This window comes from Streptomyces sp. CB02400 (genome assembly GCF_001905725.1).
GTDB classification, from domain to species: Bacteria; Actinomycetota; Actinomycetes; order Streptomycetales; family Streptomycetaceae; genus Streptomyces; species Streptomyces atrovirens.
Genome location: NZ_LIWB01000013.1, coordinates 140,097 through 163,618, shown reverse-complemented (window position 1 = coordinate 163,618; position 23,522 = coordinate 140,097). Strand labels below are relative to the sequence as shown.

General features: G+C 72.9%; 24 protein-coding genes, 1 other RNA gene and 1 pseudogene. 13 read left to right on the top strand and 13 right to left on the bottom strand.

Translation table 11 applies throughout. The features are described from left to right. The first annotated feature begins 3 nt into the window (after positions 1-3). On the top strand, positions 4-1,587 hold the full coding sequence (locus AMK33_RS27850; protein WP_073935720.1) for a bifunctional RNase H/acid phosphatase: 1,584 nt from the start codon (positions 4-6) through the stop codon (positions 1,585-1,587). Here AMK33_RS27850 and AMK33_RS27845 read toward each other — a convergent pair. The 5 genes from AMK33_RS27845 to AMK33_RS27825 are packed head-to-tail and all read right to left on the bottom strand — an operon-like array spanning position 1,562 to position 5,118. After that, the gene (locus tag AMK33_RS27845) at positions 1,562-2,221 is read right to left on the bottom strand and encodes a bifunctional 4-hydroxy-2-oxoglutarate aldolase/2-dehydro-3-deoxy-phosphogluconate aldolase (protein WP_073935719.1); all 660 of its coding nucleotides are present in this window, start codon (positions 2,219-2,221) and stop codon (positions 1,562-1,564) included. The genes AMK33_RS27850 and AMK33_RS27845 overlap by 26 nt on opposite strands. 57 nt (positions 2,222-2,278) lie before the next feature. Next, positions 2,279-3,061 carry a peroxide stress protein YaaA gene (gene yaaA / locus AMK33_RS27840; RefSeq protein ID WP_073935718.1) on the bottom strand — a complete coding sequence of 261 codons (783 nt, stop codon included), beginning with the start codon at positions 3,059-3,061 and terminating at the stop codon, positions 2,279-2,281. Positions 3,062-3,087: 26 nt separating this feature from the next. Further along, the gene (locus AMK33_RS27835) at positions 3,088-3,741 is read right to left on the bottom strand and encodes a TetR/AcrR family transcriptional regulator (RefSeq protein ID WP_073935717.1); all 654 of its coding nucleotides are present in this window, start codon (positions 3,739-3,741) and stop codon (positions 3,088-3,090) included. A gap of 28 nt (positions 3,742-3,769) precedes the next feature. After that, positions 3,770-4,315, bottom strand: a complete 546-nt coding sequence (locus AMK33_RS27830) for a hypothetical protein (protein ID WP_073935800.1) — start codon at positions 4,313-4,315, stop codon at positions 3,770-3,772. Between the two features lie 47 nt (positions 4,316-4,362). Next, positions 4,363-5,118 (bottom strand): MerR family transcriptional regulator, encoded by a 756-nt coding sequence (locus AMK33_RS27825; RefSeq protein WP_073935716.1) that lies wholly within the window; start codon positions 5,116-5,118, stop codon positions 4,363-4,365. Between the two features lie 133 nt (positions 5,119-5,251). On the opposite strand from AMK33_RS27825, the gene AMK33_RS27820 reads away from it, so the two are divergent. The 4 genes and pseudogenes from AMK33_RS27820 (at position 5,252) to rnpB (ending at position 7,995) form a co-directional block, all read left to right on the top strand. Then, on the top strand, positions 5,252-5,818 hold the full coding sequence (locus tag AMK33_RS27820; RefSeq protein WP_107425228.1) for a Uma2 family endonuclease: 567 nt from the start codon (positions 5,252-5,254) through the stop codon (positions 5,816-5,818). 23 nt (positions 5,819-5,841) lie between these two features. Further along, the gene (locus tag AMK33_RS27815) at positions 5,842-6,702 is read left to right on the top strand and encodes an AraC family transcriptional regulator (protein WP_073935714.1); all 861 of its coding nucleotides are present in this window, start codon (positions 5,842-5,844) and stop codon (positions 6,700-6,702) included. Continuing rightward, positions 6,699-7,478: pseudogene (locus AMK33_RS45275) on the top strand (DMT family transporter); the annotation flags it as partial. The gene AMK33_RS27815 and the pseudogene AMK33_RS45275, both read left to right, overlap by 4 nt. A 115-nt stretch (positions 7,479-7,593) precedes the next feature. Continuing rightward, an RNA gene (rnpB, locus tag AMK33_RS27800) (RNase P RNA component class A) lies at positions 7,594-7,995 on the top strand. A 62-nt stretch (positions 7,996-8,057) separates the two neighbouring features. Here rnpB and AMK33_RS27795 read toward each other — a convergent pair. Both AMK33_RS27795 and AMK33_RS27790 read right to left on the bottom strand, forming a co-directional pair. Next, positions 8,058-8,540 carry a hypothetical protein gene (locus tag AMK33_RS27795; RefSeq protein ID WP_143203868.1) on the bottom strand — a complete coding sequence of 161 codons (483 nt, stop codon included), beginning with the start codon at positions 8,538-8,540 and terminating at the stop codon, positions 8,058-8,060. Between the two features lie 55 nt (positions 8,541-8,595). Beyond that, positions 8,596-9,399, bottom strand: coding sequence for a hypothetical protein (locus AMK33_RS27790; protein WP_073935712.1), 804 nt, complete (start codon positions 9,397-9,399; stop codon positions 8,596-8,598). Positions 9,400-10,051: 652 nt separating this feature from the next. On the opposite strand from AMK33_RS27790, the gene AMK33_RS27785 reads away from it, so the two are divergent. From AMK33_RS27785 to AMK33_RS27770, 4 genes are all read left to right on the top strand, one after another. Further along, on the top strand, positions 10,052-11,227 hold the full coding sequence (locus AMK33_RS27785; protein WP_079194995.1) for a M23 family metallopeptidase: 1,176 nt from the start codon (positions 10,052-10,054) through the stop codon (positions 11,225-11,227). Positions 11,228-11,883: 656 nt separating this feature from the next. Next, entirely contained in the window at positions 11,884-12,135 is a 252-nt protein-coding gene (locus tag AMK33_RS27780; RefSeq protein ID WP_073935711.1) for a type II toxin-antitoxin system Phd/YefM family antitoxin, read from the top strand. Continuing rightward, on the top strand, positions 12,132-12,563 hold the full coding sequence (locus AMK33_RS27775; protein ID WP_073935710.1) for a PIN domain-containing protein: 432 nt from the start codon (positions 12,132-12,134) through the stop codon (positions 12,561-12,563). Before AMK33_RS27780 ends, AMK33_RS27775 begins: the two co-directional genes overlap by 4 nt. 169 nt (positions 12,564-12,732) lie before the next feature. Beyond that, positions 12,733-13,464 carry a DUF7873 family protein gene (locus AMK33_RS27770; RefSeq protein ID WP_073935709.1) on the top strand — a complete coding sequence of 244 codons (732 nt, stop codon included), beginning with the start codon at positions 12,733-12,735 and terminating at the stop codon, positions 13,462-13,464. Positions 13,465-13,988: 524 nt separating this feature from the next. On the opposite strand, the gene AMK33_RS27765 is transcribed toward AMK33_RS27770, so the two are convergent. After that, complete coding sequence (locus tag AMK33_RS27765; RefSeq protein ID WP_143203867.1) at positions 13,989-14,474, bottom strand: LysM peptidoglycan-binding domain-containing protein; 486 nt, start codon at positions 14,472-14,474, stop codon at positions 13,989-13,991. A gap of 483 nt (positions 14,475-14,957) precedes the next feature. Between AMK33_RS27765 and AMK33_RS27760 the strand changes: the two genes are divergently transcribed. Then, positions 14,958-15,683 (top strand): lytic polysaccharide monooxygenase, encoded by a 726-nt coding sequence (locus tag AMK33_RS27760; RefSeq protein WP_073935707.1) that lies wholly within the window; start codon positions 14,958-14,960, stop codon positions 15,681-15,683. A 44-nt stretch (positions 15,684-15,727) separates the two neighbouring features. On the opposite strand, the gene AMK33_RS27755 is transcribed toward AMK33_RS27760, so the two are convergent. The 4 genes from AMK33_RS27755 to AMK33_RS27740 form a co-directional block, all read right to left on the bottom strand. Next, positions 15,728-16,552, bottom strand: coding sequence for a thioesterase family protein (locus tag AMK33_RS27755; RefSeq protein ID WP_073935706.1), 825 nt, complete (start codon positions 16,550-16,552; stop codon positions 15,728-15,730). Positions 16,553-16,608: 56 nt separating this feature from the next. Then, positions 16,609-16,956, bottom strand: a complete 348-nt coding sequence (locus AMK33_RS27750; RefSeq protein ID WP_073935705.1) for a MazG-like family protein — start codon at positions 16,954-16,956, stop codon at positions 16,609-16,611. Between the two features lie 293 nt (positions 16,957-17,249). Then, positions 17,250-18,047: an SDR family oxidoreductase gene (locus AMK33_RS27745; protein ID WP_073935704.1), complete on the bottom strand. Its 798-nt coding sequence runs from the start codon at positions 18,045-18,047 to the stop codon at positions 17,250-17,252. A 71-nt stretch (positions 18,048-18,118) separates the two neighbouring features. Beyond that, positions 18,119-19,120: a Gfo/Idh/MocA family protein gene (locus AMK33_RS27740; protein ID WP_073935703.1), complete on the bottom strand. Its 1,002-nt coding sequence runs from the start codon at positions 19,118-19,120 to the stop codon at positions 18,119-18,121. A 139-nt stretch (positions 19,121-19,259) separates the two neighbouring features. Between AMK33_RS27740 and AMK33_RS27735 the strand changes: the two genes are divergently transcribed. The 3 genes from AMK33_RS27735 to AMK33_RS27725 all read left to right on the top strand — a co-directional run bounded on the left by AMK33_RS27735 (position 19,260) and on the right by AMK33_RS27725 (position 23,291). Further along, positions 19,260-20,645: a multidrug effflux MFS transporter gene (locus tag AMK33_RS27735; RefSeq protein ID WP_079194991.1), complete on the top strand. Its 1,386-nt coding sequence runs from the start codon at positions 19,260-19,262 to the stop codon at positions 20,643-20,645. Further along, complete coding sequence (locus tag AMK33_RS27730; RefSeq protein WP_073935702.1) at positions 20,597-21,775, top strand: serine hydrolase domain-containing protein; 1,179 nt, start codon at positions 20,597-20,599, stop codon at positions 21,773-21,775. Before AMK33_RS27735 ends, AMK33_RS27730 begins: the two co-directional genes overlap by 49 nt. Before the next feature lie 517 nt (positions 21,776-22,292). Next, complete coding sequence (locus tag AMK33_RS27725; protein ID WP_073935701.1) at positions 22,293-23,291, top strand: small ribosomal subunit Rsm22 family protein; 999 nt, start codon at positions 22,293-22,295, stop codon at positions 23,289-23,291. Here AMK33_RS27725 and AMK33_RS27720 read toward each other — a convergent pair. Further along, the gene (locus AMK33_RS27720; protein ID WP_073935700.1) at positions 23,234-23,479 is read right to left on the bottom strand and encodes a DUF6243 family protein; all 246 of its coding nucleotides are present in this window, start codon (positions 23,477-23,479) and stop codon (positions 23,234-23,236) included. The two genes, AMK33_RS27725 and AMK33_RS27720, sit on opposite strands and share 58 nt — an antisense overlap. Positions 23,480-23,522 lie beyond the last annotated feature (43 nt).

The following is a 23,522-nucleotide window of genomic DNA, read 5'->3' as shown; positions in this document are numbered from 1 at the left end:
GCGATGCGGGAGTTCATCGTCGAGGCGGACGGCGGGTCACGGGGCAACCCGGGGCCCGCGGGCTACGGGGCCGTGGTGGGTGACGCGGCGACGGGGGAGACCCTGGTGGAGGCGGCCGAGTACCTCGGTGTCGCCACGAACAACGTCGCCGAGTACCGGGGCCTGCTGGCCGGCCTGCGCGCCGCCCGTGAACTGGACCCGGAGGCACGGGTCCACGTCCGGATGGACTCCAAGCTCGTCATCGAGCAGATGACGGGCCGCTGGAAGATCAAGCACCCGGCGATGAAGCCGCTCGCGGCGGAGGCGGCGCGGGTCTTCCCGCCGGAGCGGGTCACCTACGAGTGGATCCCGCGCGCCCAGAACAAACACGCCGACCGCCTGGCCAACGAGGCGATGGACGCGGGCAAACGGGGCGAGGCGTGGTCGGCGGCGACCTCCCGCGCCGCCCTCGACATCCCCCACCCCGAACCATCGGGCCCACCGGGCGACGCGACAGCGGGCGCGGCCCGCGCCCGGGCGGCACTGGCATCGGCACCCGGCACTTCCACCACCGACGCGCGGCCCGCAGAGGAGCCCCCCACGTCCGGCGAGGCCGCCGGGACCGAAACCGCGTCCGCCGGCGCCACCGCTTCCGGACCCGACGGCGTGAGAGCCGACGCGGAGGTACGGGCCACGCGGGCAATCGGAACCGGTGCCGCACCCGTCTCCGGGGAGATCGGGACGGGTGCCGCGGCTGAGGACGCGCACGCTTCCGGGGCCGCCGGTGCCGACGCCGATGCGCGGACCGCGCGGGCGACCGGAACCGCCACCGCACCCGAGGCCACCGATGCCGCCTCCGGCGCGTCCGGAACCGGCACCGCGTCCGAGGTTGCCGGCGTCAAAGCCAAAGTCAAAGCCGACGCCGACCTCCGCGCCGCGCGGGCCGTCGCCACGCCCAGTGCCGGGTGGGCGCCCGCCGATCTGGGGCCGCCCGCGACCTTCGTGCTGCTGCGGCACGGGGAGACCCCGTTGACTCCGCAGAAGCGTTTCTCGGGCAGCGGCGGCAGTGACCCCTCCCTCTCCGGCGTCGGCCGGGAGCAGGCCGAGAAGGTCGCCGAGTTCCTCGCCCGGCGCGGGACCGTCCAGGCGGTCGTCGCCTCGCCCCTCGCCCGTACGCGCGAGACCGCCGGCATCGTCGCCGCCCGTCTCGGGCTCGACGTGGCCGTGGAGGACGGGCTGCGCGAGACGGACTTCGGCGCGTGGGATGGCCTCACCTTCGGCGAGGTCCGCGAACGTCACCCCGACGACCTGAACGCCTGGCTGTCCTCCCCGGACGCCGAACCCACCGGCGGCGGCGAGAGCTTCGCGGCCACCGCCGCCCGGGTCGCCGCCACCCGCGACCGGCTGACCGCCGAGTACCGCGGCCGTACGGTCCTGCTCGTCACCCACGTGACACCGATCAAGACCTTCGTACGCCTCGCCCTGGGCGCCCCGCCCGAGTCCCTGTTCCGTATGGAACTCTCGGCGGCCTCGCTCTCCGCCGTGGCGTACTACGCCGACGGCAACGCCAGCGTCCGCCTGTTCAACGACACCTCGCACCTGCGCTGAGCCCCGCCGCCGCACGCGCCAGCGCCTCGATGCGGCCCCAGTCCCGGGCGGCCACCGCGTCCGCCGGAAGCATCCAGCTCCCGCCCACGCACCCCACGTTGGGCAGCGCGAGGTAGTCCGGCGCGGAATCGGGACCGATGCCCCCGGTCGGGCAGAAGCGGGCCTGCGGAAGCGGACCGGCGAGCGACTTCAGGTACGCCGTGCCGCCCGCCGCCTGCGCCGGGAAGAACTTCATCTCCCGCACCCCCCGCTCAAGGAGCGCCACCACTTCGGAAGCGGTGGACACCCCCGGCAGGAACGGCACCCCGGACGCCCGCATGGCATCAAGGAGTACGTCCGTCCACCCCGGGCTGACCAGGAACCGCGCCCCGGCCGCCACCGCCTCGCCCACCTGTTCCGGCGTGATCACCGTCCCGGCGCCGACCACGGCGTCCGGTACCTCACCGGCGATCGCCCTGATCGCGTCGGGCGCGGCGGGCGTCCGCAGGGTCACCTCGATCGCGGGCAGGCCCCCGGCCGCCAGCGCCCGCGCCAGCGGTACGGCGTCGGCGGCGTCCTCGATGACGACGACGGGCACGACGGGGGCGAGATCCAGCACGGAGGAGGAATCCGGGGAGGGCAGGGGAGAGCGCATGACGTCATCCTGCCCGCCTCGGTGCGCACTGCGCAAAGCTCATTGCAGAGGATGCAATCAGTGCACCTCGTCCACCAGCACGTCCAGCGCCCACGCCGCCCCCGCCCTGGCCGGTGCCGTGGCCTCCACCTCGTACCGGAGGTCCCGCAGCGCCTCCACCAGCCCGGCGGGGTCCTTCGGCGCGGCCCCGGCCGTCAGCAGGCTCCGTACGATCCGCCCCTTGGTCGCCTTGTTGAAGTGGCTGACCACCTTCCGCGTCGGCGCGTGCAGCACCCGTACGGTCGCCGTCCGCGCCGCCACCTCGCCCTTCGGCTTCCAGGCCGCCGCGTACGCCGCCGACCGCAGGTCCAGCACCAGCCCGTTCCCGGCCGCCTCGGGCAGCACCTGGGCCATCGGCGCACGCCAGTGCCCGCCCAGCGCGCCGAGGCCGGGCAGCTTCACACCCATCGAGAGCCGGTAGGAGGGAATCCGGTCGGTGACCCGCACCGCGCCCCACAGCCCGGAGAAGACCAGCAGGGACGCCGCCGCCCGCCGCTTCGCCGCCGCGTCCAGGGACGCCAGGTCCAGGGCGTCGTACAGCACCCCGGTGTAGATCTCCCCGGCGGGCCGCGCCCCGGCGGTCCGCAGTTCCGCGTTCTTCGCGACCTCGCCCCGCAGCCCCTCGCTCAGCCCGAGCACCTCGCGCGCCTTGTCCTCGTCACCGGTGCACAGGTCCACCAGTTCGGCGAGGGCGGACTCCCGCGCGGCGGCCAGCCCCGGCAGCGACAGCGACTCGGGCTTCAGCGGGGCACCGCGGCCGGAAGCGGCCTTCCCTTCGGACGGCGGCAGCAGGACAAGCACACGTACTCCTTCGATCGAGCTCGAAGTCAGCGTACGGCGTGTGCCAGCGTGTCCAGTTCGGCGCCGTAGAGCACCGCCGGATCGAAGCCCATGCCGGTGAAGTGCCCGGCCAGTTCCAGGGACAGGACACCGTGGAGGCGGGTCCAGAAGGACAGTGCGCGGCGCAGGGCGGCCGGGTCCGCCGGATGGTCGCCCGCCCACTGACGGTGCTCGGAGAGGTGGACCTCCAGGGGACCCTCCTCGGAGCCCTCGCCCAGCCGGGCGGCGGCGTCGAGCATGTGCCCCATGATCTCGCGGGCGATCAGGGTGATGTCCTCCGGGGCGTGGTAGCCGGGTACCGGTGTGCCGTAGACGAGGAAGTAGCGCTGCGGGTCGTCGAGCGCCCACGCGCGCAGCGCGCGCCCCAGCCCGTCGAGGTCCGCGCCGGACGCGGCGGCGGCGCGGAAGGCGTCGGCGAGCCCGCGGTAGGCGTCCCGGATCAGCTCGGTGATCAGCTCGTCACGGCCGGCGAAGTACCGGTACAGCGCGGGCCCGCTCATCCCCATCTGCTTGGCGATGGAGTTGAGCGACAGCCCCGGCGCCCCCGATGCGGCGATCTGCTCCCAGGCCCGCTCCTTGATCTCCGCGCGCACCTGGGTGCGGTACCGCTCGCGGGGCGTCTCCTTGCCCTTGCCCACCACGTGCCGTGTCCCTCCGACAGCCGTCCGGTTAGACGCTATCACCGAGGAGAGTGGGTGCAGCGAGCGCGCGTACGAGCCCGTCGGAGTCGTCCGCGTGGAAGCGGACCACACGGATCTCGCGGGGACGCCCGAAGAAGGTGACGTGGGTGACCGGCTCGGCGAGCTCGACCGTGACGGTCGTCTGCGAACCGACGGCGAGATCGAGTTCCCCCTCCGCCGCATCGTGCGTCATCCGCAGCTCACGCCGGACCGAGGCGATCCGCCCGACCGGTATCCGCAGATCGACGTGGACGGCCCGGCGCACCCGCAGCACACCGTCACCCACCACATGAGGCCGCACGACGGACGCGGCGTGCAGCGCGACGACGAAGACGACGGTGTACACGTCCAGGAAGAGCACCACCGCGTGCACCGTCGGCCAGTCGCCCAGCAGCACGGACAACGCCACCGTCTCGACCACGCACACGAACGCGAGCCCGTACATCATGGCCGTCTGTCCGCGCGCGTACCCGAACGCCGTCCCGCCGCCGACACCGTGCCTGCGCCGGGCCACCCACAGCCAGAGGCTCATCATCAGCCGCAGCTCGTGCCGGACCAGCGCCCCCACCACCCGTACGCCCCTCACGACCGCCCCTCCGTGACGATCCGCAGCATGCGGCGGAACGCCTCCGCCTGGGCCGGCGCGAAGTCGGCGTAAAGGGCCCGCAGGAAGCCGTCGGCCTCCCCGAGGTCGGTCCCCTCCGGGACCAGCCCGTCCGGCACGGACGCGGCGAGGGCGCGGGCGGCCTCCTCCACCCGCGGATCGTCCGGATCGGCGTCGGCGAGCGCGTCGAGCATCCCGTACAGGGCACGCGCCCGCTCCGCCCCGCCCGGCGCGCTCACCGCCCCGCCGAGCAGCCTCACCAGCCGCTCCCGCTCCTCCGGCGGCGCCGCGGTCTCGATCAGCGCGAGCATCTCGCGGTCCTTGACGGCCATGGGGGAGTCGGCCAGATGGGCCGTGTCCCGGAACAGCGCGGCCAGCTCCGGCGAGACCGGCCCCTCGGCGCTCAGCCCGCCCTCGCTCTCCAGCAGGGTCCGCAGCCGCGCCCGCCGCTCCCGGATCGCGGCCTCCTGCCGCGCCAGGTCCTCGTCCAGCTCCGTCAGCACCTCGACGAGCTCCTTCCCCGCGTCGTCCGCGAGCACGTCCCGCACCTCGGTGAGCCCCAGCCCCAGCTCGGTCAGCCGTCTGATCCGCGCCAGCACGACGGCGTGCCGCAGCCCGTAGTCCCGGTACCCGTTGCCCAGCCGCTCCGGCTCCGGCAGCAGCCCCGACTGGTGGTAGTGCCGCACCGCCCGCGTGGTGACACCGACGGCCGCGGCGAGTTCTCCGATCCGCATGACCCCAGTAGAAACGTTGACGCTGCGACAGGGTCAAGCGAACCCTGTCGAGTGAACGAACCCCGCCCGTCCCCGAGGCGAGCCCTCCCTGTGCGAGTCTGACCGGCGATCGAAAGCGAGGCACGGCAGCGTGATCACATACGACCCGATCTCCGAGGACCTCCTCCTGGACTGGTTCGTCGGTCTGAACACCCCGGAGGGGTTCCGGGCAGAGCTCATCGAAGGAGAGTTCCTCCTCAAGCCACTGCCGGACGGGTCGCACGAGCACTGCCTCAGCCGGATCGCGAGCCGGATCCACACCGGCTCCCGCACCGCCATGGCCTTCTCCGGGAACAAGGGCCTGAAACTGAGGAGCGCGCACGCCTGCCCACAGGACCATGTGATCCCGGACGGCACCCTCGCTCCCAGAGACCTACGGCTCTACAGGGGAGCCGATCCCTGGATGCCCTGTGCGGGCGTCGCCATGGTGGTCGAAGTGACCGATGCCAGACCCGAGACCGACCGCGAGACCAAGCCGCGCTGCTACGCCCGCGGCGGCATCCCCCTCTACCTCCTCGTCGACCGCGAAGCCTCCTCGATCACGCTGTTCGGCGACCCGGAGAAGGACGAGTACCGCGAGCGGCGCACCCGCCCCTTCGGCAAACCGATCACCCTCCCCGCCCCCTTCGGATTCGACCTGGACACCGCCGACTTCCTCTGATCCCCTGTGGGCGGGGGTGCGAGGTGACGGACGTACGGGAACAGGCACGCTGGACCAGGGCGCGGCTCGGGCGGTGCGGTCCTCCCCTCGACCTGCTCACCGCCCGCTTCAGCCGGCACGAGTACGCCCCCCACGCCCACGACGAGTTCACGGTCGGCGTCACCGTCGGCGGCCTGGAGACCATCGCCTACCGGGGCGGGCGCATCGTCTCCGGACCGGGCTCGATCGTCGTCCTGGAACCCGGCGAGATGCACACCGGCGGCCCCGCCGCCCCCGACGGCTACTCCTACCGCGCCCTCTACGCCGCCCCCGCCCTCCTCACCGACGGCACCCTCGGCGGCAGCGGCCTCCCGCACTTCCGCGACCCCGTCCTCGACGACCCCGAACTGGCCGCCGCCCTGCGCCGCGCCCACACGGACGTGAGCTCCTGCCCGGACCCCCTGGAGGCGGAGTCCCGTATCCCCTGGCTGCTCACCGCCCTCGCCCGCCGCCACTCCACCGCCCGCGCGGACGACACGGCGGTCCCCGGCGCCGGCACCGTCGCCCTCGCCGTCCGCGACCGCCTCGCCGACGAACTGCTCGCCCCGCCCTCCCTCGCCGCACTCGCCGCCGACCTCGGCCTCTCCCGCTACCAGCTCCTGCGCGCCTTCCGTACGACGATGGGGGTGCCCCCGTACGCCTGGCTCGCCCAGTACCGGGTGACCAGGGCCCGCACCCTCCTGGACGCCGGAGCGCGCCCCGCAGAGGTGGCCGGCCTCGTCGGCTTCGCCGACCAGGCCCACCTGACCCGCTGGTTCCGCCGGGTCCTCGGGGTGACCCCGGCGGCGTACCGCAACAGCGTTCAAGACAGCGTCCGCCGGCCCGGCCGACACTCACCTCCATGACTGCACGCGGCTGGGCCCTGTTCTCCCTGATGGGAGTGGTCTGGGGCATCCCCTATCTGATGATCAAAGTGGCGGTGGACGAGGTGTCCCCGTCGACGGTGGTGTTCGTACGCTGCGCCCTCGGCGCCGCCCTCCTGCTCCCCTTCGCCCTGCGCCAGCCGGGGCTGGCCCGGAATGTGCGGACGTACTGGAAACCGATGCTGGCGTTCGCGGTCATCGAGATCATCGGTCCCTGGTACACCCTGACCGACGCCGAACGCCATCTGTCCAGCTCCACGGCGGGTCTGCTGATCGCGGGCGTGCCGATCGCCGGCGTTCTGCTGTCCCGCTTCTTCGGCGCCGCGGAGTCGCTGGGCGTCCGCCGGATCACGGGCCTCGCGCTCGGCCTCGGCGGCGTGGGCGTCCTCACCGTCCCCCATCTGACCGGCGGCGACGCCCTCTCCCTGGCGGAGGTCCTGGTGACGGTCGTCGGCTACGCCACGGCCCCCCTGATCGCCGACCGCCACCTCAAGAACGTCCCGACGCTGCACCTCATCACGCCCTGCCTGGCCCTGGCCGCCCTGGTCTACGCTCCCGCGGCGGCCGCGACCCGCCCGGCGGCCCTGCCCTCGGCCGACACCCTCGCCGCCCTGGCCGCCCTCGGCGTCGTCTGCACGGCGGTGGCCTTCGTGGCCTTCCTGGAGCTGATCAAGGAGGCGGGCCCGATCCGCGCGTCGGTGATCACGTACGTCAACCCGGCGATCGCGGTGGCGGCCGGCGCGCTGCTCCTGGACGAGCCCCTGACGGGAGGCGTCCTCGCCGCCTTCGCCCTGATCCTCACCGGATCGGTCCTGGCGACGGCCGCCGCACCGAAGCCCCGCCCGCGCCCGGTACCATGGTCGGCACGGCAGACGAGCCGGGCGGGCGGCCGCGTGGAGTCCCTCACGGGACTTCCCGAGGAACGTCCGGGCTCCACAGGGCAGGGTGGTGGCTAACGGCCACCCGGGGTGACCCGCGGGACAGTGCCACAGAAAACAGACCGCCCGGCGCTCAGGCGCCGGGTAAGGGTGAAACGGTGGTGTAAGAGACCACCAGTGCCCAGGGTGACCTGGGCAGCTAGGTAAACCCCACCCGGAGCAAGGTCAAGAGGAGACACCCCGGTGTCTCTGCGCGGACGTTCGAGGGCTGCCCGCCCGAGTCCGCGGGTAGACCGCACGAGGCCGGTGGCAACACCGGCCCTAGATGGATGGCCGTCGCCGGCGGGCCCGCGAGGACCCGCCGGAACAGAACCCGGCGTACAGCCCGACTCGTCTGCCGCCACCGGCGGCTCCGCCGTGGAGAGGGCCTTCGGCCCGTGTCGGAGGCCGCGGCGCCCCTCAGCCGTACGCCGCCGTGTCCCACTCCCGCCCCGGGACGGTTCCCGACATCCAGGACAGGTCGGCCGGCTCGATCTCCAGCACCACGGACGGGACCCGGTCGGGGTCCTGCCACAGCGCGCTCCACGCTTCCAGGAAGGCGGCCTGCCAGGCGCCGGCGTCGGTCGGGTCGAAGCCGCGTGCGCGCAGCTCGGCCTCGACGGCCCGCCGGGCCGCGCCCTCGTCGAAGGGCAGACGGTGCCGGGCGGTCACGGAGACCGCCGCGATCACCCGGTCCGCGTACGCGGCGAGGGCGACCGGGTCCCAGTACGCTCTCGGCCCGGCCTCGCGCTCCAGCCGTTCGGGGTCGGTGTCGGCCAGCAGCCGCATCGCGAAGGCCGCGGACGCGGACGGTTCCCCGGCGTCGGGATGGATCGCCGACAGGGTCAGCTCGACGGTGTCGGCGCTCACGCGCGTGACGCGCACCCGCCACAGACTCGCCAACGAAGGCTCCCTTCCTCGTGAGTGCCGCCGCCCTTCCTGTGCGGGCGGCCGCCCGTCAGGTGGTGATTCTGCCGGTGGCGATCAGATTGGCCAGGGTGGCCAGCTGCCTGTCGTTGTCGATGCGCTCGGCGAACGTGACGGCACCTCGCGGCCGGAACCGCATCTGCCCGAACGCGTGGATCACGGACTCCTGGGCTCCCAAGGCGCCCGCCTCGTCCACCAGTCGGGCGAACTCCCCGTTGCGGGCGCCGCCCGCGCCGATCGACTGGAGGAAGGTGGCGTCGTCCGTCTCCCATCGGCGGTTCGCGGTGACCTGGATCAGATCCGGGAGGGTCATGGTGGCGGCGGCCAGCGCCTGGCCGAAGTCGGTCGGCTGAGGGTCCCTGAAGTCGAACGGGCTTACGGCGGGGAGGGCTTTCCAGCCCCCGGCCGTGGGGTCGTACCGCTTGAAGTTGATCGTGAGGGACCGGACGAAGTGTTCGGCGAAGGACTGCTGGTACTGCGTGGTCCGGGGATCGACCGTCCGGTAGTCCACGTCGACGCCGAAGTAGACGTAGTGGCGCGGGGCGTTCGCCGCCAGGGCGGCGTTCGCGGTCGCCACGGCGTTCAGCTCCCTCTTCAGCGCGCTCTCGACGCCGGCCTCGTACCGGCTGTTGTCGCGCTTGGAGGCGGGCACCAGGTTGTTCTGCGTTCCCGGGCCGCCCGCCTGCATGTTGATGAGGTGGAAACGTATCCAGAAGTTCGTCAGGCCGAGTTGGCGGATGTAGGGGTAGCCGGTGGGGTCGACGGCCGGAGGCGAACCGGTCAGCGAGCCGTCGCTGATCATCTCGATGGACGTCGTCCGGCCCGTGGAGTCCACGACGGGATGGATGAACGAGTTCTGCGGAACGGCGTTCGTGTTGTGGACGACACGCTGGACCTGCCGCCGCCGGCCGGTACCCCCGCCCGTCCGCGCCTGTCCGGAGGCGTGCGCCGGTCCCGTTGCTGCCGCAGGCCCTGAGCCCGCGTATCCTGCTCCCGCGCCCGCATCGCTGCTCTCCCTCGCCCTCGGCCATGCAAAGCCCCCGCCACGCTTCCGGTCCGAACGGCACGTACACCAGGGCCGTACGAGCAGACTTGAGGGCAGAGTGTTCCGTCCTTCGCGCACACTCACCTCCGACGGCCCTCGCGCATGGCGTACTTGTGGATGCCCACCACCCGCCGGGCGGACTCCGGCACGGTCGGCCGGAGCGGGACCCGCCTCGGCCACGTCCGGGGCGGCCGGCGCTGCCGTGCCAGGCACCGGTGGTGCCCCATCGGGCAGTTCACCCTGTCCTCGCGGCCGGTGACGTCGCGTCACGGGACCGCTAGCGTCTGAGCGTGAGCCGATACACCCCGCCGACATCACGCCCCACCGTGGCGCCCTCCTGGAGCCGGCCCGGCACGTGACCAAGGACAGGGAAGGCACGGCGTACCCCCTCGCGGCGGGGACGACCGGGCACGACGACGACCTCCGGCCGCGCCCCGGACCCATCGGGCGTGAAGCCGCTCGGAACGGGTCCGCGGGCGACGACACGGCACAGCCCGAACCGCAGGCGCCTGCCACGGAGCCGACCGCCACGGAGCCGACCGCCGCGGAGCCGACCGCCGCGGAGCCGCGCCGTCGCCGTCGTCGCGGCCCCGGCCCCTTCACCCTGATCGTGCTGCCCGGCGTGGTGACGCTCACCGGGGTCTTCGCCTTCCTCTCGCTGAGCGGCGCCCTCGACACGGCCCTGCCGCAGGACCAGGCGCCAGGGCAGTCGGAGTCGGCCGTCAGCAACGTGGACGGCTCCTACGTCCCCTGGCTGCGCAAGGCGACCGCGGACTGCGCGGGCGTCACCCCCGCGCTCCTCGCCGCGCACATCGACCGGCTCTCCGGGTGGCAGGACGACACCGCGAGCCTCTCCGAGCAGGGCATCGCCCGTTTCACGGACGCCGGCTGGAAGACCTGGGGCCGGGACGACGACGGCAACGGCACGTCCTCGCCGCGCGACGCGGTGGACGCGATCATGGCGCTGGGGCGGCAGGACTGCTCCCTGGCGGAGAAGATGACCGCGCTGCGCACCCAGGGCACCGTCAACGGCGACGTCGCCGACCTCACGCTCGCCGCGTACGCGACCGGGGCGGACCAGGTCGAGAAGGCCGGCAAGGTCCCCGACCCGGCCCGCGCGTTCGTCGCCGAGGTCAAGGAGCGGCTGCCGCGGTACGACGCCCTGGTCCGGCAGAACCCCGAGCAGGAGGGCGGCCCGGCCGCCGGCGCGCTGCTGACGCCGCCCGTCACCACGCTCACCGTCACCTCGCCGTTCGGTTCGCGGGCGCACCCGTTGACCGGGGTCACCAAACTCCACACGGGCGTCGACTTCGGCGCGCCGCAGGGAGCCCAGGTGTCCGCGTCATGGGAGGGACGGGTCGAGTTCGCCGGCCTGACCTCGGCCTACGGCTACCGCGTGGTGATCGACCACGGCACGGTCGACGGGAAACGGCTGGAGACCACCTACAGCCACCTGTCCGCCCTCCAGGTGACCACCGGCCAGAGCGTGACCACCGGCCAACCCGTCGGGTTCGTCGGCTCGACGGGCCTGTCCACCGGCCCGCACCTCCACTTCGAGGTCCTCCTCGACGGCCAGTACACGGACCCGACCGCCTGGCTCGGCGGCGGCGGGCGGTGAGCCGGTTCGCGGCGCCCTGGGACGAGCGGCCCCGCCGGCGAAGAAACGGCCGGACGCGGTGGACACCCGGGTGACCCCGGCAGCGGCCCGGCACGGCAGCGCGGTCGTCTTCACCACCGACCCGGGGGACATCCACGCCTGCCTGACGGTTCTCGCGCCGACGGACGTGCACGTGGTCGCGGTCTGACGACCGGGAGCGTTGTACGCGTTCGGGCGGCGTGTGCAGGCGGGGTGAGCGGTGCCCCTCGGCGAGGCGGGGGAGTTGGGCGGACCGACCGGTGCACCCGGTGCGACCCGAGAAGAAGGAGTCACCCGTGTTCGTCCACTCCGACCGCCTCCCGACGGGAACGCCGTGCTGCACGGCAACGTCCCCGGCCGCGACTTCCACTTCCGCCTCGCGCTCCTCCCACCGGACCCCGCTCCACCACCGTCCGCGTCGAGGTCACCGACACCCGGGGCGAACGGGTCCCGCCCCGGCCGGGCGACCCCCGGCCCGAGGTCCCGGCCGTCGACGAAACGGGCCGGGGCCTCCTCCTCGTCACAGCGCTCGCCACCCGCTGGGACTGGCACCCGCGGCCGGACGGTCCCGGCAGGGCGGTCTGGGCGGAGCGCGCGCTTCCCGGTGTCTGCCCGCAGCCGGTAGTACCGTGTAGTACATGGAGACGACCGCGCGTGACTTCAACCAGAACGCCTCGAGGATCCTTGCCGCGGCCGAGCGCGGCGAGCGGATCACGGTGACCAAGAACGGGCGGCTGGTCGCCATACTGTCGCCGGTCGCGGAGGATCCCGTACCCGATCACCCCACGGACCCGATGGGTGACGACGACGACATCCCCGTGTTCCGCAGCGGCTCCAGGATCGACTGGTCCGAGGGGCGCGGCTCCTACCTGGAGGGGTTCGGCGTATGACCGTGCTGATCGCCGGCACCTCGGGCCTGTTCTCCCTGTTCGACGCGGACGCTCCCGAGCACGCGGCCTGCCGTAAGGCCGTCGCGGACGCCTCCCACCTGGTGGTGAGCCCTCTGGTCCTCGCCGAGCTCGACTACCTCCTCAGCACACGGGTCGGGCCCCAGGCCGCGCACGCGGCGCTGGGCCACGTCCGGGACCGTGCAGCCGTGCGCAGGTACGCGGTCCCGGAGATCGAACCGCACCTGTCGGCGGCACTGGTCACCATGCGCAGGTATCCGCAGATCGGTCTCACGGACACGATGAACGTGGTGATGGCGGCCGAGTACCACACGGACGCGATCCTCACCCTGGACCGCCGTCACTTCCGCATGGTCCGCCCCCTGACCGGACACACGGCGTTCCGGTTGTGGCCCGACGACTGCCAGTGACCTGCCGTACCCGGTGCACGCGCCCGCCGGTAGGAGAGGTGTGCCCTGTGGCTTCGAGGCGAGCCCCAGAGCACGGGCATGTCCGGTGCGGCCGGGCGCGGCGATAAAAGGGAGTGCGGGCGTTCGAGCCGGTGGGATACGTTCCTGCCTGTTCGAAGGGGGGCCCGTCATGGCGAAGTTGAACCAGATCATCGCGGTCGAGAAGGGTGTCAAGAGCAAGTCGCTCCAGGACATCACCGCGGCGCACCACAAGGTGCAGAAGCCGGCGCTGCTGGCCGGTATCTCGCGTACGTACCAGCCGAAGGACGAGGAGGGCGAGCAGTTGCCGCCCGAGTCGACCCGGGTGCAGGTGCAGGGCGAGGACGTGCTGCGGGAGATGGCCGCCTCGCTGACGCGGTTGTTCGACGTGACCGCGACGAAGGACTGGGCGAACTGCGCGGCCCGCGCGGACGTCACCGTCGACGGGCGGACGATCGTCGCCGATGTCCCGGTCAGCTACCTGCTCTTCCTGGAGAAGCAGCTCACCGACCTGCACACCTTCGTCAAGAAGCTGCCCACCCTCGACGCCGCCGAGTCCTGGTCCCACGACCCGTCCACGGACTGGTGGAAGACGGACCCGGTGCGGACCATCCGTACGAAGAAGGTGCCCCGCAACCACGTCAAGGCGGAGGCGACCGAGAAGCACCCGGCGCAGGTCGAGGTGTACTACGAGGACGTGCCCATCGGGTACTGGACCACCGTGAAGTTCTCCGGAGCGCTCCCCGCGCGGCGGGTGAACGAGCTGGTGGAGCGGGTCGAGAAGCTCCAGCAGGCCGTGAAGTTCGCCCGCGAGGAGGCCAACGGCGCCGAGGTCACCGACCGGCGGGTCGGCGACGCGGTGTTCGGCTACCTGTTCGGCTGACGCCGGGCGAGGTGGCCACCACGATCGCCCCCGCGTGCGAGCGCGGGGGTGCGCTACCGACGCGGGCCGGAAATGAGGACCGGTCCGCGTGATGAGCGCAAGCTGACACTGAAGTTCAGCCTGAAGAAGCGGTGACAGTGAAGGTTCGAGTCCTTCCCCCGGCACAACAGCCCGACACCGGGCCGGGGTGGCCCAACATGGCAGAGGCAGCCGCGGTCAATCTCAGACTCTCGCTCCAGTCTCAGCATCGCCGCCGATCGCCGGATCGACCGGGGACGGACGAACGCCGTCGGATGCGAGTTCGACTCTCGCCTGCGCCTCTTGCCTGGCGCGGTAGTTCAAAGGAAGAACACGACGGCATGATGACTGATCCGTCCTCTTAAACGCCGCCGGCGTGCGCAATTGGGTGGCATCCCCAGGGGCCCGGGAGCTGGATACGACTCCCGGGCTCCGCCACGTCCGGCTACCGCGGACCGACTCCCTTCACCGGGTCCGCCCCGTCGGAGGCGCCCCGGTGAAGTCCGTCAGCCTTGGGCGGGCAGGTCCGGGACCGCCTCCGTCAGACAGGCGACCGGGTCCTCCTCCTCCATGACGCAGGTGACGAGCGGCTCGAGAAGCTCGAGGAGCGCACCGCTGGAGACCTCCTCCGGGAAGTCGACGTGCTCCAGCAGCAGGGGTACCTGGTCGAGCAGCCCGAGGAAGCAGTCACCGATGTCCTCGGGTGCCTCCGCTCCGGGGCAGAGCGAACCGCCGATCAGCTGCGGGTGCTGGGCCAGAACGCGTTCCAGGGCCGCACGGACGGCCTTCTCGCCGGCCTTCATCGCGGCGGGGTCCGGGACGGCCAGCTCGGTCTCGGGGAAGATCCAGTGGCCGATGTCGCTGCCGTCGCGCCCGTGGTCCCGCGCGGTCTTCTCGATCGTCCTGGCGTTGGCCCCGAAGAGGACCCACCATTTCATCCCGTCGCCGTAATGGTCGTCGGCGATCTCCCACAGGGTGTTTCCGCTTGCCACGGTGTGGGTCTCGTGACGTGTCGTCCGGTCCTTCGTGTGCCCGGCCGACGACCGGTGCGACCGGGCCGGGTCCTCCGTGGCCGCTGCCTGACTCGTGGCCAACAGCATCGAGCCGGCCGCCAAGCCGCTGATGAGGGTCAGAGCCGGACCGCGGCGGCGTATGTGCCGCATGTTTCGCCTCCCGAGGTGAACGCATACTGTGACAAATCCTCACGCTAAGTCGCAGTGCGTGGTGCGGCGCGGGCGCTGAGCCGATCGGCCCTGTCCGCCGATTCCCTTTGTGTGAACCCTTGACCGTTCCCGGTTCATCGGTATGGTCTAGACCTAGTCGCTGAGGTCTAGACCTCTATTCCATCCACCCGAGCCCCGGTCAGGCCGTCGGTCGGGCGAAGGTGCGGGGCGCGTGCGGCGGCGCCCACGGCACGGTCGGCAGTGCCGCCCTCACGGGCGGCATCGACGTACACCGAAGGAAAGGAATATGTCATGGGCACGAAAAGACGAGTGGCGGTCGCCGTCGGAGCGCTGGTCGCTCCCCTGCTCGCCGTCAGCCTCCCGGCCGGCCCGGCCTACGCCCACGGCTGGGTGACCGACCCCGGCAGCCGGCAGGACCAGTGCGCCGAGGGCGTCGTCGACTGCGGGCAGATCCAGTACGAGCCGCAGAGCGTCGAGGGCCCGAAGGGCCTGCGCAGTTGCAGTGGCGGCAACAGCCAGTTCGCCGAACTCGACGACGACAGCAAGGGCTGGCGCGTCACCCCGGTCGGCACGAGCCACACCTTCAACTGGCACCACACCGCCCGGCACGCCACCGACACCTGGCAGTACTTCATCGGCAACACGAAGATCGCCGAGTTCGACGGCAATGGCGCGCAGCCGCCCGCGGACGTCGCCCACCAGGTGGACTTCGGCGGCTTCACCGGCCGTCAGAAGGTCCTCGCCGTCTGGAACGTGGCCGACACCGGCAACGCCTTCTACGCCTGCATCGACGTCAACGTCGGTGGCAGTGGCGACGGCGGCGGTGACGGCGGTGGCGACGGAGGCGGCGAACCGGGCGACTGCGCCGCGCCGGTCTGGAACGCCGCGAACGTCTACACCGGCGGAGACACCGTCTCCCACGACGGCCGCACCTGGCGCGCCAAGTGGTGGGTGACGGGCGAGGAACCCGGCACCACCGGGGAGTGGGGCGTCTGGGAGGACCTCGGGGCCTGCTAGCCGTTCCCCGCTGAAGCGGACCGGTGCGGCGCGCGCCGCACCGGTCACCCGTCGCGGGTCGGCGCCCCCGGCGACGGCCGCACCGTCAGGATCTGCTGGGCCCGGCCCACCGGGCCGTCCACGTCGTGGAGGACCGTGCTGGTGAGGCCCTGGCCGGAGGGGCCGAAGGTGACCGTGGTGTCCAGGCCGGTCCAGGTGCCCCGCGGCTGTCGGTGGAGGTGGACGGTCAGGTCGACGTTGGGGAACATCCACTCGGTGGGCGGCTGCCGTACGGCGATGCCGTTGGCGGTGTCGACGAGGGCGAGGTACGAGGCGAGCGGTCCGGCGGACTCGCCGGCGACGAGGTCCAGGGGTGTGGAGACCCAGGCGGTCGTGCGGCCCGGCCGGGGCGGTGCGACCGGGCGGACGTCCAGCTCGGCGATGTATCCACCGGGCCAGAGGTCGGACATCGGCCACGGGGCGAGTGACTCGGGGGCGGGGAGGCGGTCGTCCGGGCCGCCCGCGACCGCGGTGGTGTCGAGGCCGGCCAGGAACCAGGCGCGGGCCCGGACGACCGGGCGGCCGGCTGTGCGTACGACCGCTTCGAGGAGCTCGATGGTCCGGCCGGGGCGGACGGTCTCCACCCGTATCTCGCACTCGTCCAGGGCGAGGCGGCCGAGGATGTCGTAGCTGATCCGGGAGAGGAGCAGGCCGTCGTCCGCACCGGCGGCGGCCCGGTGGCGGTCGAGGGCGTGGGCGACCAGTCCGCCCAGCGGGCTGAAGTGCTGCTCGTCCGGGTCCCAGGCCCCGCCCGCGTGCGCCGTCGGCTTGTAGCGGTGGTCGTCGATGCGCTCGAAGTAGCTGCCCCGGGGCGCGGTGGAGGTGGGCAAGGGACGTCTCCTTCGGGTGCGGGAAAGTGCACCCTACATTCATCCGGTACCCGGCGTCAGGCGCCCAGCGAGCGGTGCCTGACCCGCTCCAGATGGCCGGTGAAGACCTCGCGGGCGTCGGGGGTGAGGGTGCGCAGGGCCACCAGCGCCGTGACGGCGACGTCGCACAGCTCCGACTGGACGTCGTCCCAGGTGTGCGTGGTGCCCTTGCGCGGGTTCTGGCCGGTCGCCCCGATCACCGCCTCGGCGACCTCACCCACCTCCTCGGACAGTTTGATGATCCGCAGCAGCAGACCCTCCCGGCCGTCGGCCGGACGGTTCGCGTCCAGCCAGCCGCACAGGCCGTCGATGGAGTCCCACAGGTCGGCGGTCGGGGGAGGGGGCGGGGTCGGGTGGTCGCTCATGGAGGCCGAGCCTGGCACACGGCACTGACAGGCACCGGCGCCGAGCGACGGCCGCCGGACGGTTCACGCGGCAGCCGTTCCACCCACCGGCGCGTACCCGCGGTCCCGCGCGGGTCCACCCCCAACCCGGTGGCGTGGAACGGCTGCCGCCTCCCCCCTGGACATGGCCTGCGGAAGCCACCTGCTCCAAGTGTGAAGCTTTGGTGTAGGAGTGTTGAGCATAAGTCCGCGACTGGCCGCAATAGTGCGGACGTTGGAATTCCGTTTGTGCGGGGTCCGCTCGCCGGAAGGGCTCAACCCCGGCCCACGTACGGCATCGTCGTCGCCAGTACGGTCGCGAACTGCACGTTCGCCTCCAGCGGCAGCTCCGCCATGTGCCGCACCGTACGGGCCACGTCCGCGACATCCATCACCGGTTCCGGGGCGGTCTCCCCGTTCGCCTGGAGCGCCCCGGTCTCCATGCGCTCCGTCATGTCGGTCGCCGCGTTGCCGATGTCGATCTGGCCCACCGCGATCCGGTACGGCCGCCCGTCCAGCGAGAGGGACTTGGTGAGGCCGGTCAGCGCGTGCTTGGTCGCGGTGTAGGCGACCGAGAGGGGGCGCGGCGTGTGCGCGGAGATCGAGCCGTTGTTGATGATCCGGCCGCCCTGCGGGTCCTGCTCCTTCATCTGCCGGTACGCCGCCTGCGCGCACAGGAACGCCCCGTTGAGGTTGGTGTCCACCACGTGCCGCCAGGCCTCGTACGGCAGTTCCTCCACCGGCACCCCGCCGGGGCCGAACGTCCCCGCGTTGTTGAACAGCAGGTCCACCCGGCCGAAGCGTTCGACGGTGGCCGCGAACAGGGCGTTCACGTCCTGCGGGCGCGACACGTCCGTCCGTACGACCAGCGGCTCGCCGCCCGGCCCGCTCCCGGCTGCCTCCCGTGCCGCCAGCGCCGCCGTCTCCTCCAGCGTCTCCTCACGGCGCCCCGCCAGCGCCACCGACCACCCCCCGCGCGCCAACTCCACCGCCACCGCGCGCCCGATGCCGGAGCCCGCCCCGGTGACCACGGCGATCCTCGTCCGTCCGTCCGTCTGCTGCCTGGAAGTCATGAGGTCGGAGCGTAGGGGAGGGAGCCGGGGTCCGGGCGGCCTGCCCGGACCCCGGCTGCCGGGGGTGTCGCTCAGCGGGTCTCGCCGGGGTAGCGGACGCCGACGCGGTCCCGGATCGTGTCGAGCGTCCGCATCACGGCGAGGGTGCCGTCGAGCGGGACCAGCGACGACTCGGTCTCGCCGGCCCGCAGGGCCCGCATCACCTCGGCGGCCTCGTGCTTGAGGCTGGCGCGGGGGCCGTCGGCCGGGTCGGCCGTGAACTCCTCGGCGTCACGGCCGTCCCGGTGCAGCACGAAGCGTTCCGGGAAGAAGAAGCCGTACGGGATGTCGATGCGGCCCTGCGAACCGGTGATCGATGCGGAGGTGGCCGTACCGCCCACGATGGAGCAGTGCACCGAAGCGAGAGCACCGCTCTCCCACGAGAGCAGTGCCCCCGTCTGGAGGTCGACGCTCTCTTCCGAGAGCACCGCTCGCGCCGTGATGTCCGACGGCTCCCCGAGCAGCAGCTGCGTGAACGACACCGGGTACACCCCCAGGTCCAGCAGCGCGCCCCCGCCCAGCGCCGGGTCCCGCAGCCGGTGCGACGCCGGGAACGGCCCCGCCAGGCCGAAGTCCGCCTGCACATGGCGCACCTCACCGATCGCGCCGTCGTCGACCAGCGCCTTGAGCCGCCGCACCATGGGGTGGCAGTACATCCACATGGCCTCCATCAGGAAGCGCCCGCCGTCCCGCGCCAGCGCGACCAGCTCCTCCGCCTCCCGCGCGTTCAGCGTGAACGGCTTCTCGCACAGCACGTTCCGCCCGGACTCCAGCATCAGCCCGGCCGCCGCGCGGTGCGCCGAGTGCGGAGTGGCGACGTAGACGACGTCGACCTCCTCGTCGTGCGCCAGCGACTCCCAGTCGCCGTACGCCCGCGCTATCCCGAACCGCTCGGCGAACGCCTTCGCCGGCTCCGCCGACCGTGACGCCACCGCCACGACCTCCGCGTCCGGCATGTCCACGAGATCCGCCGTGAACGTCGCGGCCATCCCCCCGGTCGCCAGAATGCCCCAGCGCACCTTCTGCTCTGTCATGCGTCCCGCCCTGCTCGTGTCGTTCGTCACATCGTGAACGAATGTCGATGGAAGCGCTCCCATGACATCGCCGTTGACGCCGAGCACTCCGTACGAGCTGAGAGCATAGGGAGCCGATGCACGGAAAGGGAGGGGCCACATGCCCGAGGGTGGGGCGTCCATATCGAGCTCGGCAGCGAACCCGGCAGCGGACCCGGCGGCAGGTCCGACACCGGAATCGACACAGAACAGGGCACCGGACCCGGCCCGGAGGGCCGCCGTCCCGGACCTGACGGCGGCCGAGGCGGCGCTCCGCGCGACCACTGGCCGCCGCACCAGCCTGCTGGTCACGCTCGTACTCGGCGGCCTGACCGCCACGCCACCCCTGGCGATGGACATGTACCTCCCGGCCCTGCCGGAGGTCACCCAGTCCCTGCACGCGCCCGCCGCCACCGTCCAGCTCACGCTCACCGCCTGCCTGGCCGGCATGGCGCTCGGGCAGCTCGTGGTCGGCCCGATGAGCGACCGGTGGGGCCGCCGCCGGCCGCTGCTCATCGGCCTCGCGGTCTACGTCGTCGCCACCGCGCTGTGCGCCTTCGCGCCGACCGTCGAACTCCTCGTCGCCTTCCGGCTGGCGCAGGGCCTCGCGGGCGCGGCCGGCATCGTCATCGCGCGGGCGGTCGCCCGTGACCTGTACGACGGCGTGGCCATGGCCCGCTTCTTCTCGACCCTCATGCTGATCTCCGGGGTCGCGCCGATCGTGGCGCCGCTCATCGGCGGGCAGATCCTGCGGGTGACGGACTGGCGGGGCGTGTTCGTCGTCCTGACCGTCGTCGGGGCGCTGCTGACGGCCGTCGTCTGGGCGAAGCTGCCGGAGACCCTGGCCCCCGCCGACCGGCACGACGGAGGCGTCGGCGAGACGCTCGGCTCGATGCGCCGGCTGCTCACCGACCGCGCGTTCACCGGCTACATGCTCACCGGCGGCTTCGCCTTCGCGTCCCTCTTCGCGTACGTCGCCGCCTCCCCGTTCGTCGTCCAGGAGATCTACGGCGCCTCCCCGCAGACGTTCAGCCTGCTGTTCGGGCTCAACTCGATCGGGCTGGTGATCATGGGGCAGGTCAACGGCAAGATCCTGGTCGGCCGGGCCCGGCTGGACAAGGTGCTCGGCCTGGGGCTCGTCGTCGTGGTCGTCGCGGCGGTCGCGCTGCTGCTGATGTCGCTGGGCACGTTCGGCGAGGTCGGGCTTGTGCCCGTGGCCGCCGCGCTGTTCGTGCTGATGTCCGCGATGGGCATCGCCCTGCCGAACACGCAGACACTCGCCCTGATGCGCACCAAGCACGCCGCCGGCTCCGCGTCGGCGCTGCTCGGTACGACGTCCTTCCTCATCGGCGCGATCGCCTCCCCGCTGGTCGGGGTCGCCGGGGAGGACACCGCCGTCCCGATGGCCGTCGTCCAGCTCGTCGCCGCCCTCGTGGCGCTGGCCTGCTTCCTGGGAATGTGCCGTCCGCGCAGCGGGTGGGCCGGCGCGAAGGGCGGGGGCATCTGAGCGCGCCCAGACTGCGCCACGGCACACCGGAACGGGCCGGGCTCGACGCACCGGAACTCCGTCACCTGGTCCGGGAGATCCACGCCCGGACCAGCGGGGAGCGCCCCTGGGCGGCGGGCGCCGTCGTGGTCGTCGGGCGCGGCCCGGTGCTCGCCGTGGAGGAGGCGGCGGGCTGGGCGGTGCGCTACGCGGCGTACGACGAGGAGACGGACACCCCCGTCGAACTGCCGCCGGCCGAACGCGTCCCGATGACCGTGGACACCCCCTTCGACCTGGCGTCCCTGACCAAACTGTTCACCTCGGTGGCGGCGGTGCAGCAGATCGAGCGGCGCACGCTGGGCATCGACGCGCGCGTGGGCGCGTACCTGCCGGACTTCACGGCGGCGGCGCGACACGGGATCACCGTCCGCCAGTTGCTCACCCACACCTCCGGACTGCGCCCCGAACTCCCGCTGTACGACTGCGCCGACGACGCGGAACGGCTGGCGCTGCTGCGCGCGGAGCGGCCCGCCGGGGTGCCCGGCACGTACTGCTACTCCGACCTCAACATGCTGCTGCTCCAGCACGTCCTGGAACGCGTCACCGGCCGCACGCTCGACGTCCTCGTGCGTGACGGCATCACCCGGCCGCTGGGCATGACCGCGACCGGCTTCGGGCCGTGCCCGTCCGCGGCGGCGACGGAGGACCAGCGGCGGCCGTGGGCCAAGGCGGACCGGGGGATGCTGCGGGGCGAGGTGCACGACGAGAACGCGTGGGCGCTGGGTGGGGTGGCGGGCCACGCGGGGCTGTTCTCCACGGCCGGGGATCTGGCGGTCTTCTGCCGCACGCTGCTGGCGGGCGGTTCGTACGGTCCCGCCCGCATCCTCGGTCCCGACTACGTGGACCTGCTGTTCACCCGGCCGGGCCTGGGCTTCGCCCTGGACCAGCCGTGGTTCATGGGGGAACTGGCGGGGCGGGGGGCCGCGGGCCATACGGGTTTCACGGGTACGTCCCTTGTCCTCGACCGTGTCACGGACACGTACGTGATCCTCCTGGCGAACACGGTCCACCCCCGGCGTCCGGTGCCGCCGGACAGCGGGCCGAGGGCGGAGGCGGGGACGCGGGTGGCGCGGGCGGTACGGGGGATGTGAGGGGCCCTCTTCTTGGGCGGGGGTCGGCGTGTGCGGGGCCGGTGCTCGCGGGGCGCCCCGCGTGGGTGTGGGCCGGGGGTGGGGTTGCGCGGCCCGGCGCTTACGGGGTGCCGTCGCGCCCACCCGTGCCGCCCTGCGGCACGATTGCCCGCGGAGGGCGGGGGAGGTTGCGCCCACCCGTGCCGCCCTGCGGCACGACTGCGCGCGGAGGGCGGGGCGCAGGCGCGTACGGTCCGGAGCGCGTGCCACGGTGGGCGCACCGCAGCCGCCCGCGGCGGGAAGGGGACGGGGCGGGGGTGGCCGCCCGCAGTGGCTGGCGCGTCCGCACCCCGCACCCCCTCCAGGAAGCACAGTCGCGCCAGTCCGAGGACGGACACCCCCGACCCGGCCCCGACCCACCCACCGACCGCAGGCGCTACACCAGCCCCCACCGGAGCGAACGCTGCGCCGCAGGCATGGGACGCCCGCCCCCCACCGGCCGGGCCGAGGTTCGAGCCGGGCGCCGTAGAATCTCCGGGTGAACGCCCCCGCCTCCTCCCTGCCCACCGCCGACACCCTGCGCACCGCCCTCGCCGGGCTGCTCGACGGGATTCCGGCGCGGCAGGCCGCGCAGGCCGTTGAGCGGCTGATCGCCAATTACCGGGGTGCGACCCCGACCGAGGCGCCGATTCTGCGGGACCGGGCCGATGTGGCCGCGTACGCCGCCTACCGGATGCCCGCGACGTTCGAGGCGGTGCGGTCCGCGCTGGAGGCGTTCGCGGACGCCGTAACCGGGTGGGTGCCCGGTGACCATGTGGACGTCGGCGGCGGCACCGGCGCGGCGGCCTGGGCGGTGAGCGCGACCTGGGACGGAGAGCGCCCCGTGACCGTCCTCGACTGGGCCGAGCCCGCCCTCGCCCTCGGCCGGGAACTCGCCGCCGCCAACCCCGCCCTGCACGCCACCCGCTGGCACCGCTCTCGTATCGGAACAGCGCTCACCATCGAGAGCACCGATCTCGTCACCGTCTCCTACGTCCTCAACGAGCTCACCGCCCCCGACCGCGCCGCCCTCGTCGACGCCGCCGCCCACGCCGCGCAGGCCGTCGTGATCGTCGAACCCGGCACCCCCGACGGCTACGCCCGCGTCATCGAGGCCCGCGACCGCCTGATCTCCGCCGGCTTCCACGTCGCCGCCCCCTGCCCGCACAGCGCCGCCTGCCCCATCGCCCCCGGCACGGACTGGTGCCACTTCTCCGCGCGGGTCAGCCGTTCCTCCCTGCACCGCCAGATCAAGGGCGGTTCCCTCGCCTACGAGGACGAGAAGTTCAGCTACGTCGCCGCCACCCGGCTCCCGGTCACCCCGGCCCCCGCCCGCGTCGTCCGCAAGCCGCAGATCCGCAAGGGCCAGGTCCTCCTCGACCTGTGCGAGAAGGACCCGGCCCTGCGCCGCACCACCGTCACCAAACGCCACGGCGACCTCTACCGGGCGGCCCGTGACACCGACTGGGGCGACCCCTGGCCGCCCACCGACGGCTGATCCGGCGCCGCGCCGCCACCTCCTTCCCGCTGCTCCTGCAGCTTGCGCAGCAGTTCCCGCTTCTGGGCCCGGGGGTCGACCCCGCCCCCGATCCGGCCCCCGCGTCCGCCCCCGCGCAGGGCCTTGCGGCCCAGGTGCTGCCGGGTGCCGCCGACGCCCAGCATGTTTCCGGCTCCACCTCGGGTCATGACGCTCTCCTCTCATCAATACGATACGTATCGTCTCGTCTTC

Excerpts from the sequence above, each read along its gene's own strand:
- AMK33_RS27850 (WP_073935720.1), top strand. The coding sequence starts at position 4 with ATGCGGGAGTTCATCGTCGAGGCGGACGGCGGGTCACGGGGCAACCCG.
- AMK33_RS27845 (WP_073935719.1), bottom strand. The coding sequence starts at position 2,221 with ATGCGCTCTCCCCTGCCCTCCCCGGATTCCTCCTCCGTGCTGGATCTC.
- AMK33_RS27830 (WP_073935800.1), bottom strand. The coding sequence starts at position 4,315 with ATGATGAGCCTCTGGCTGTGGGTGGCCCGGCGCAGGCACGGTGTCGGC.
- AMK33_RS27825 (WP_073935716.1), bottom strand. The coding sequence starts at position 5,118 with ATGCGGATCGGAGAACTCGCCGCGGCCGTCGGTGTCACCACGCGGGCG.
- AMK33_RS27780 (WP_073935711.1), top strand. The coding sequence starts at position 11,884 with ATGGAGACGACCGCGCGTGACTTCAACCAGAACGCCTCGAGGATCCTT.
- AMK33_RS27775 (WP_073935710.1), top strand. The coding sequence starts at position 12,132 with ATGACCGTGCTGATCGCCGGCACCTCGGGCCTGTTCTCCCTGTTCGAC.
- AMK33_RS27770 (WP_073935709.1), top strand. The coding sequence starts at position 12,733 with ATGGCGAAGTTGAACCAGATCATCGCGGTCGAGAAGGGTGTCAAGAGC.
- AMK33_RS27760 (WP_073935707.1), top strand. The coding sequence starts at position 14,958 with ATGGGCACGAAAAGACGAGTGGCGGTCGCCGTCGGAGCGCTGGTCGCT.
- AMK33_RS27750 (WP_073935705.1), bottom strand. The coding sequence starts at position 16,956 with ATGAGCGACCACCCGACCCCGCCCCCTCCCCCGACCGCCGACCTGTGG.
- AMK33_RS27745 (WP_073935704.1), bottom strand. The coding sequence starts at position 18,047 with ATGACTTCCAGGCAGCAGACGGACGGACGGACGAGGATCGCCGTGGTC.
- AMK33_RS27740 (WP_073935703.1), bottom strand. The coding sequence starts at position 19,120 with ATGACAGAGCAGAAGGTGCGCTGGGGCATTCTGGCGACCGGGGGGATG.
- AMK33_RS27735 (WP_079194991.1), top strand. The coding sequence starts at position 19,260 with ATGCCCGAGGGTGGGGCGTCCATATCGAGCTCGGCAGCGAACCCGGCA.
- AMK33_RS27720 (WP_073935700.1), bottom strand. The coding sequence starts at position 23,479 with ATGACCCGAGGTGGAGCCGGAAACATGCTGGGCGTCGGCGGCACCCGG.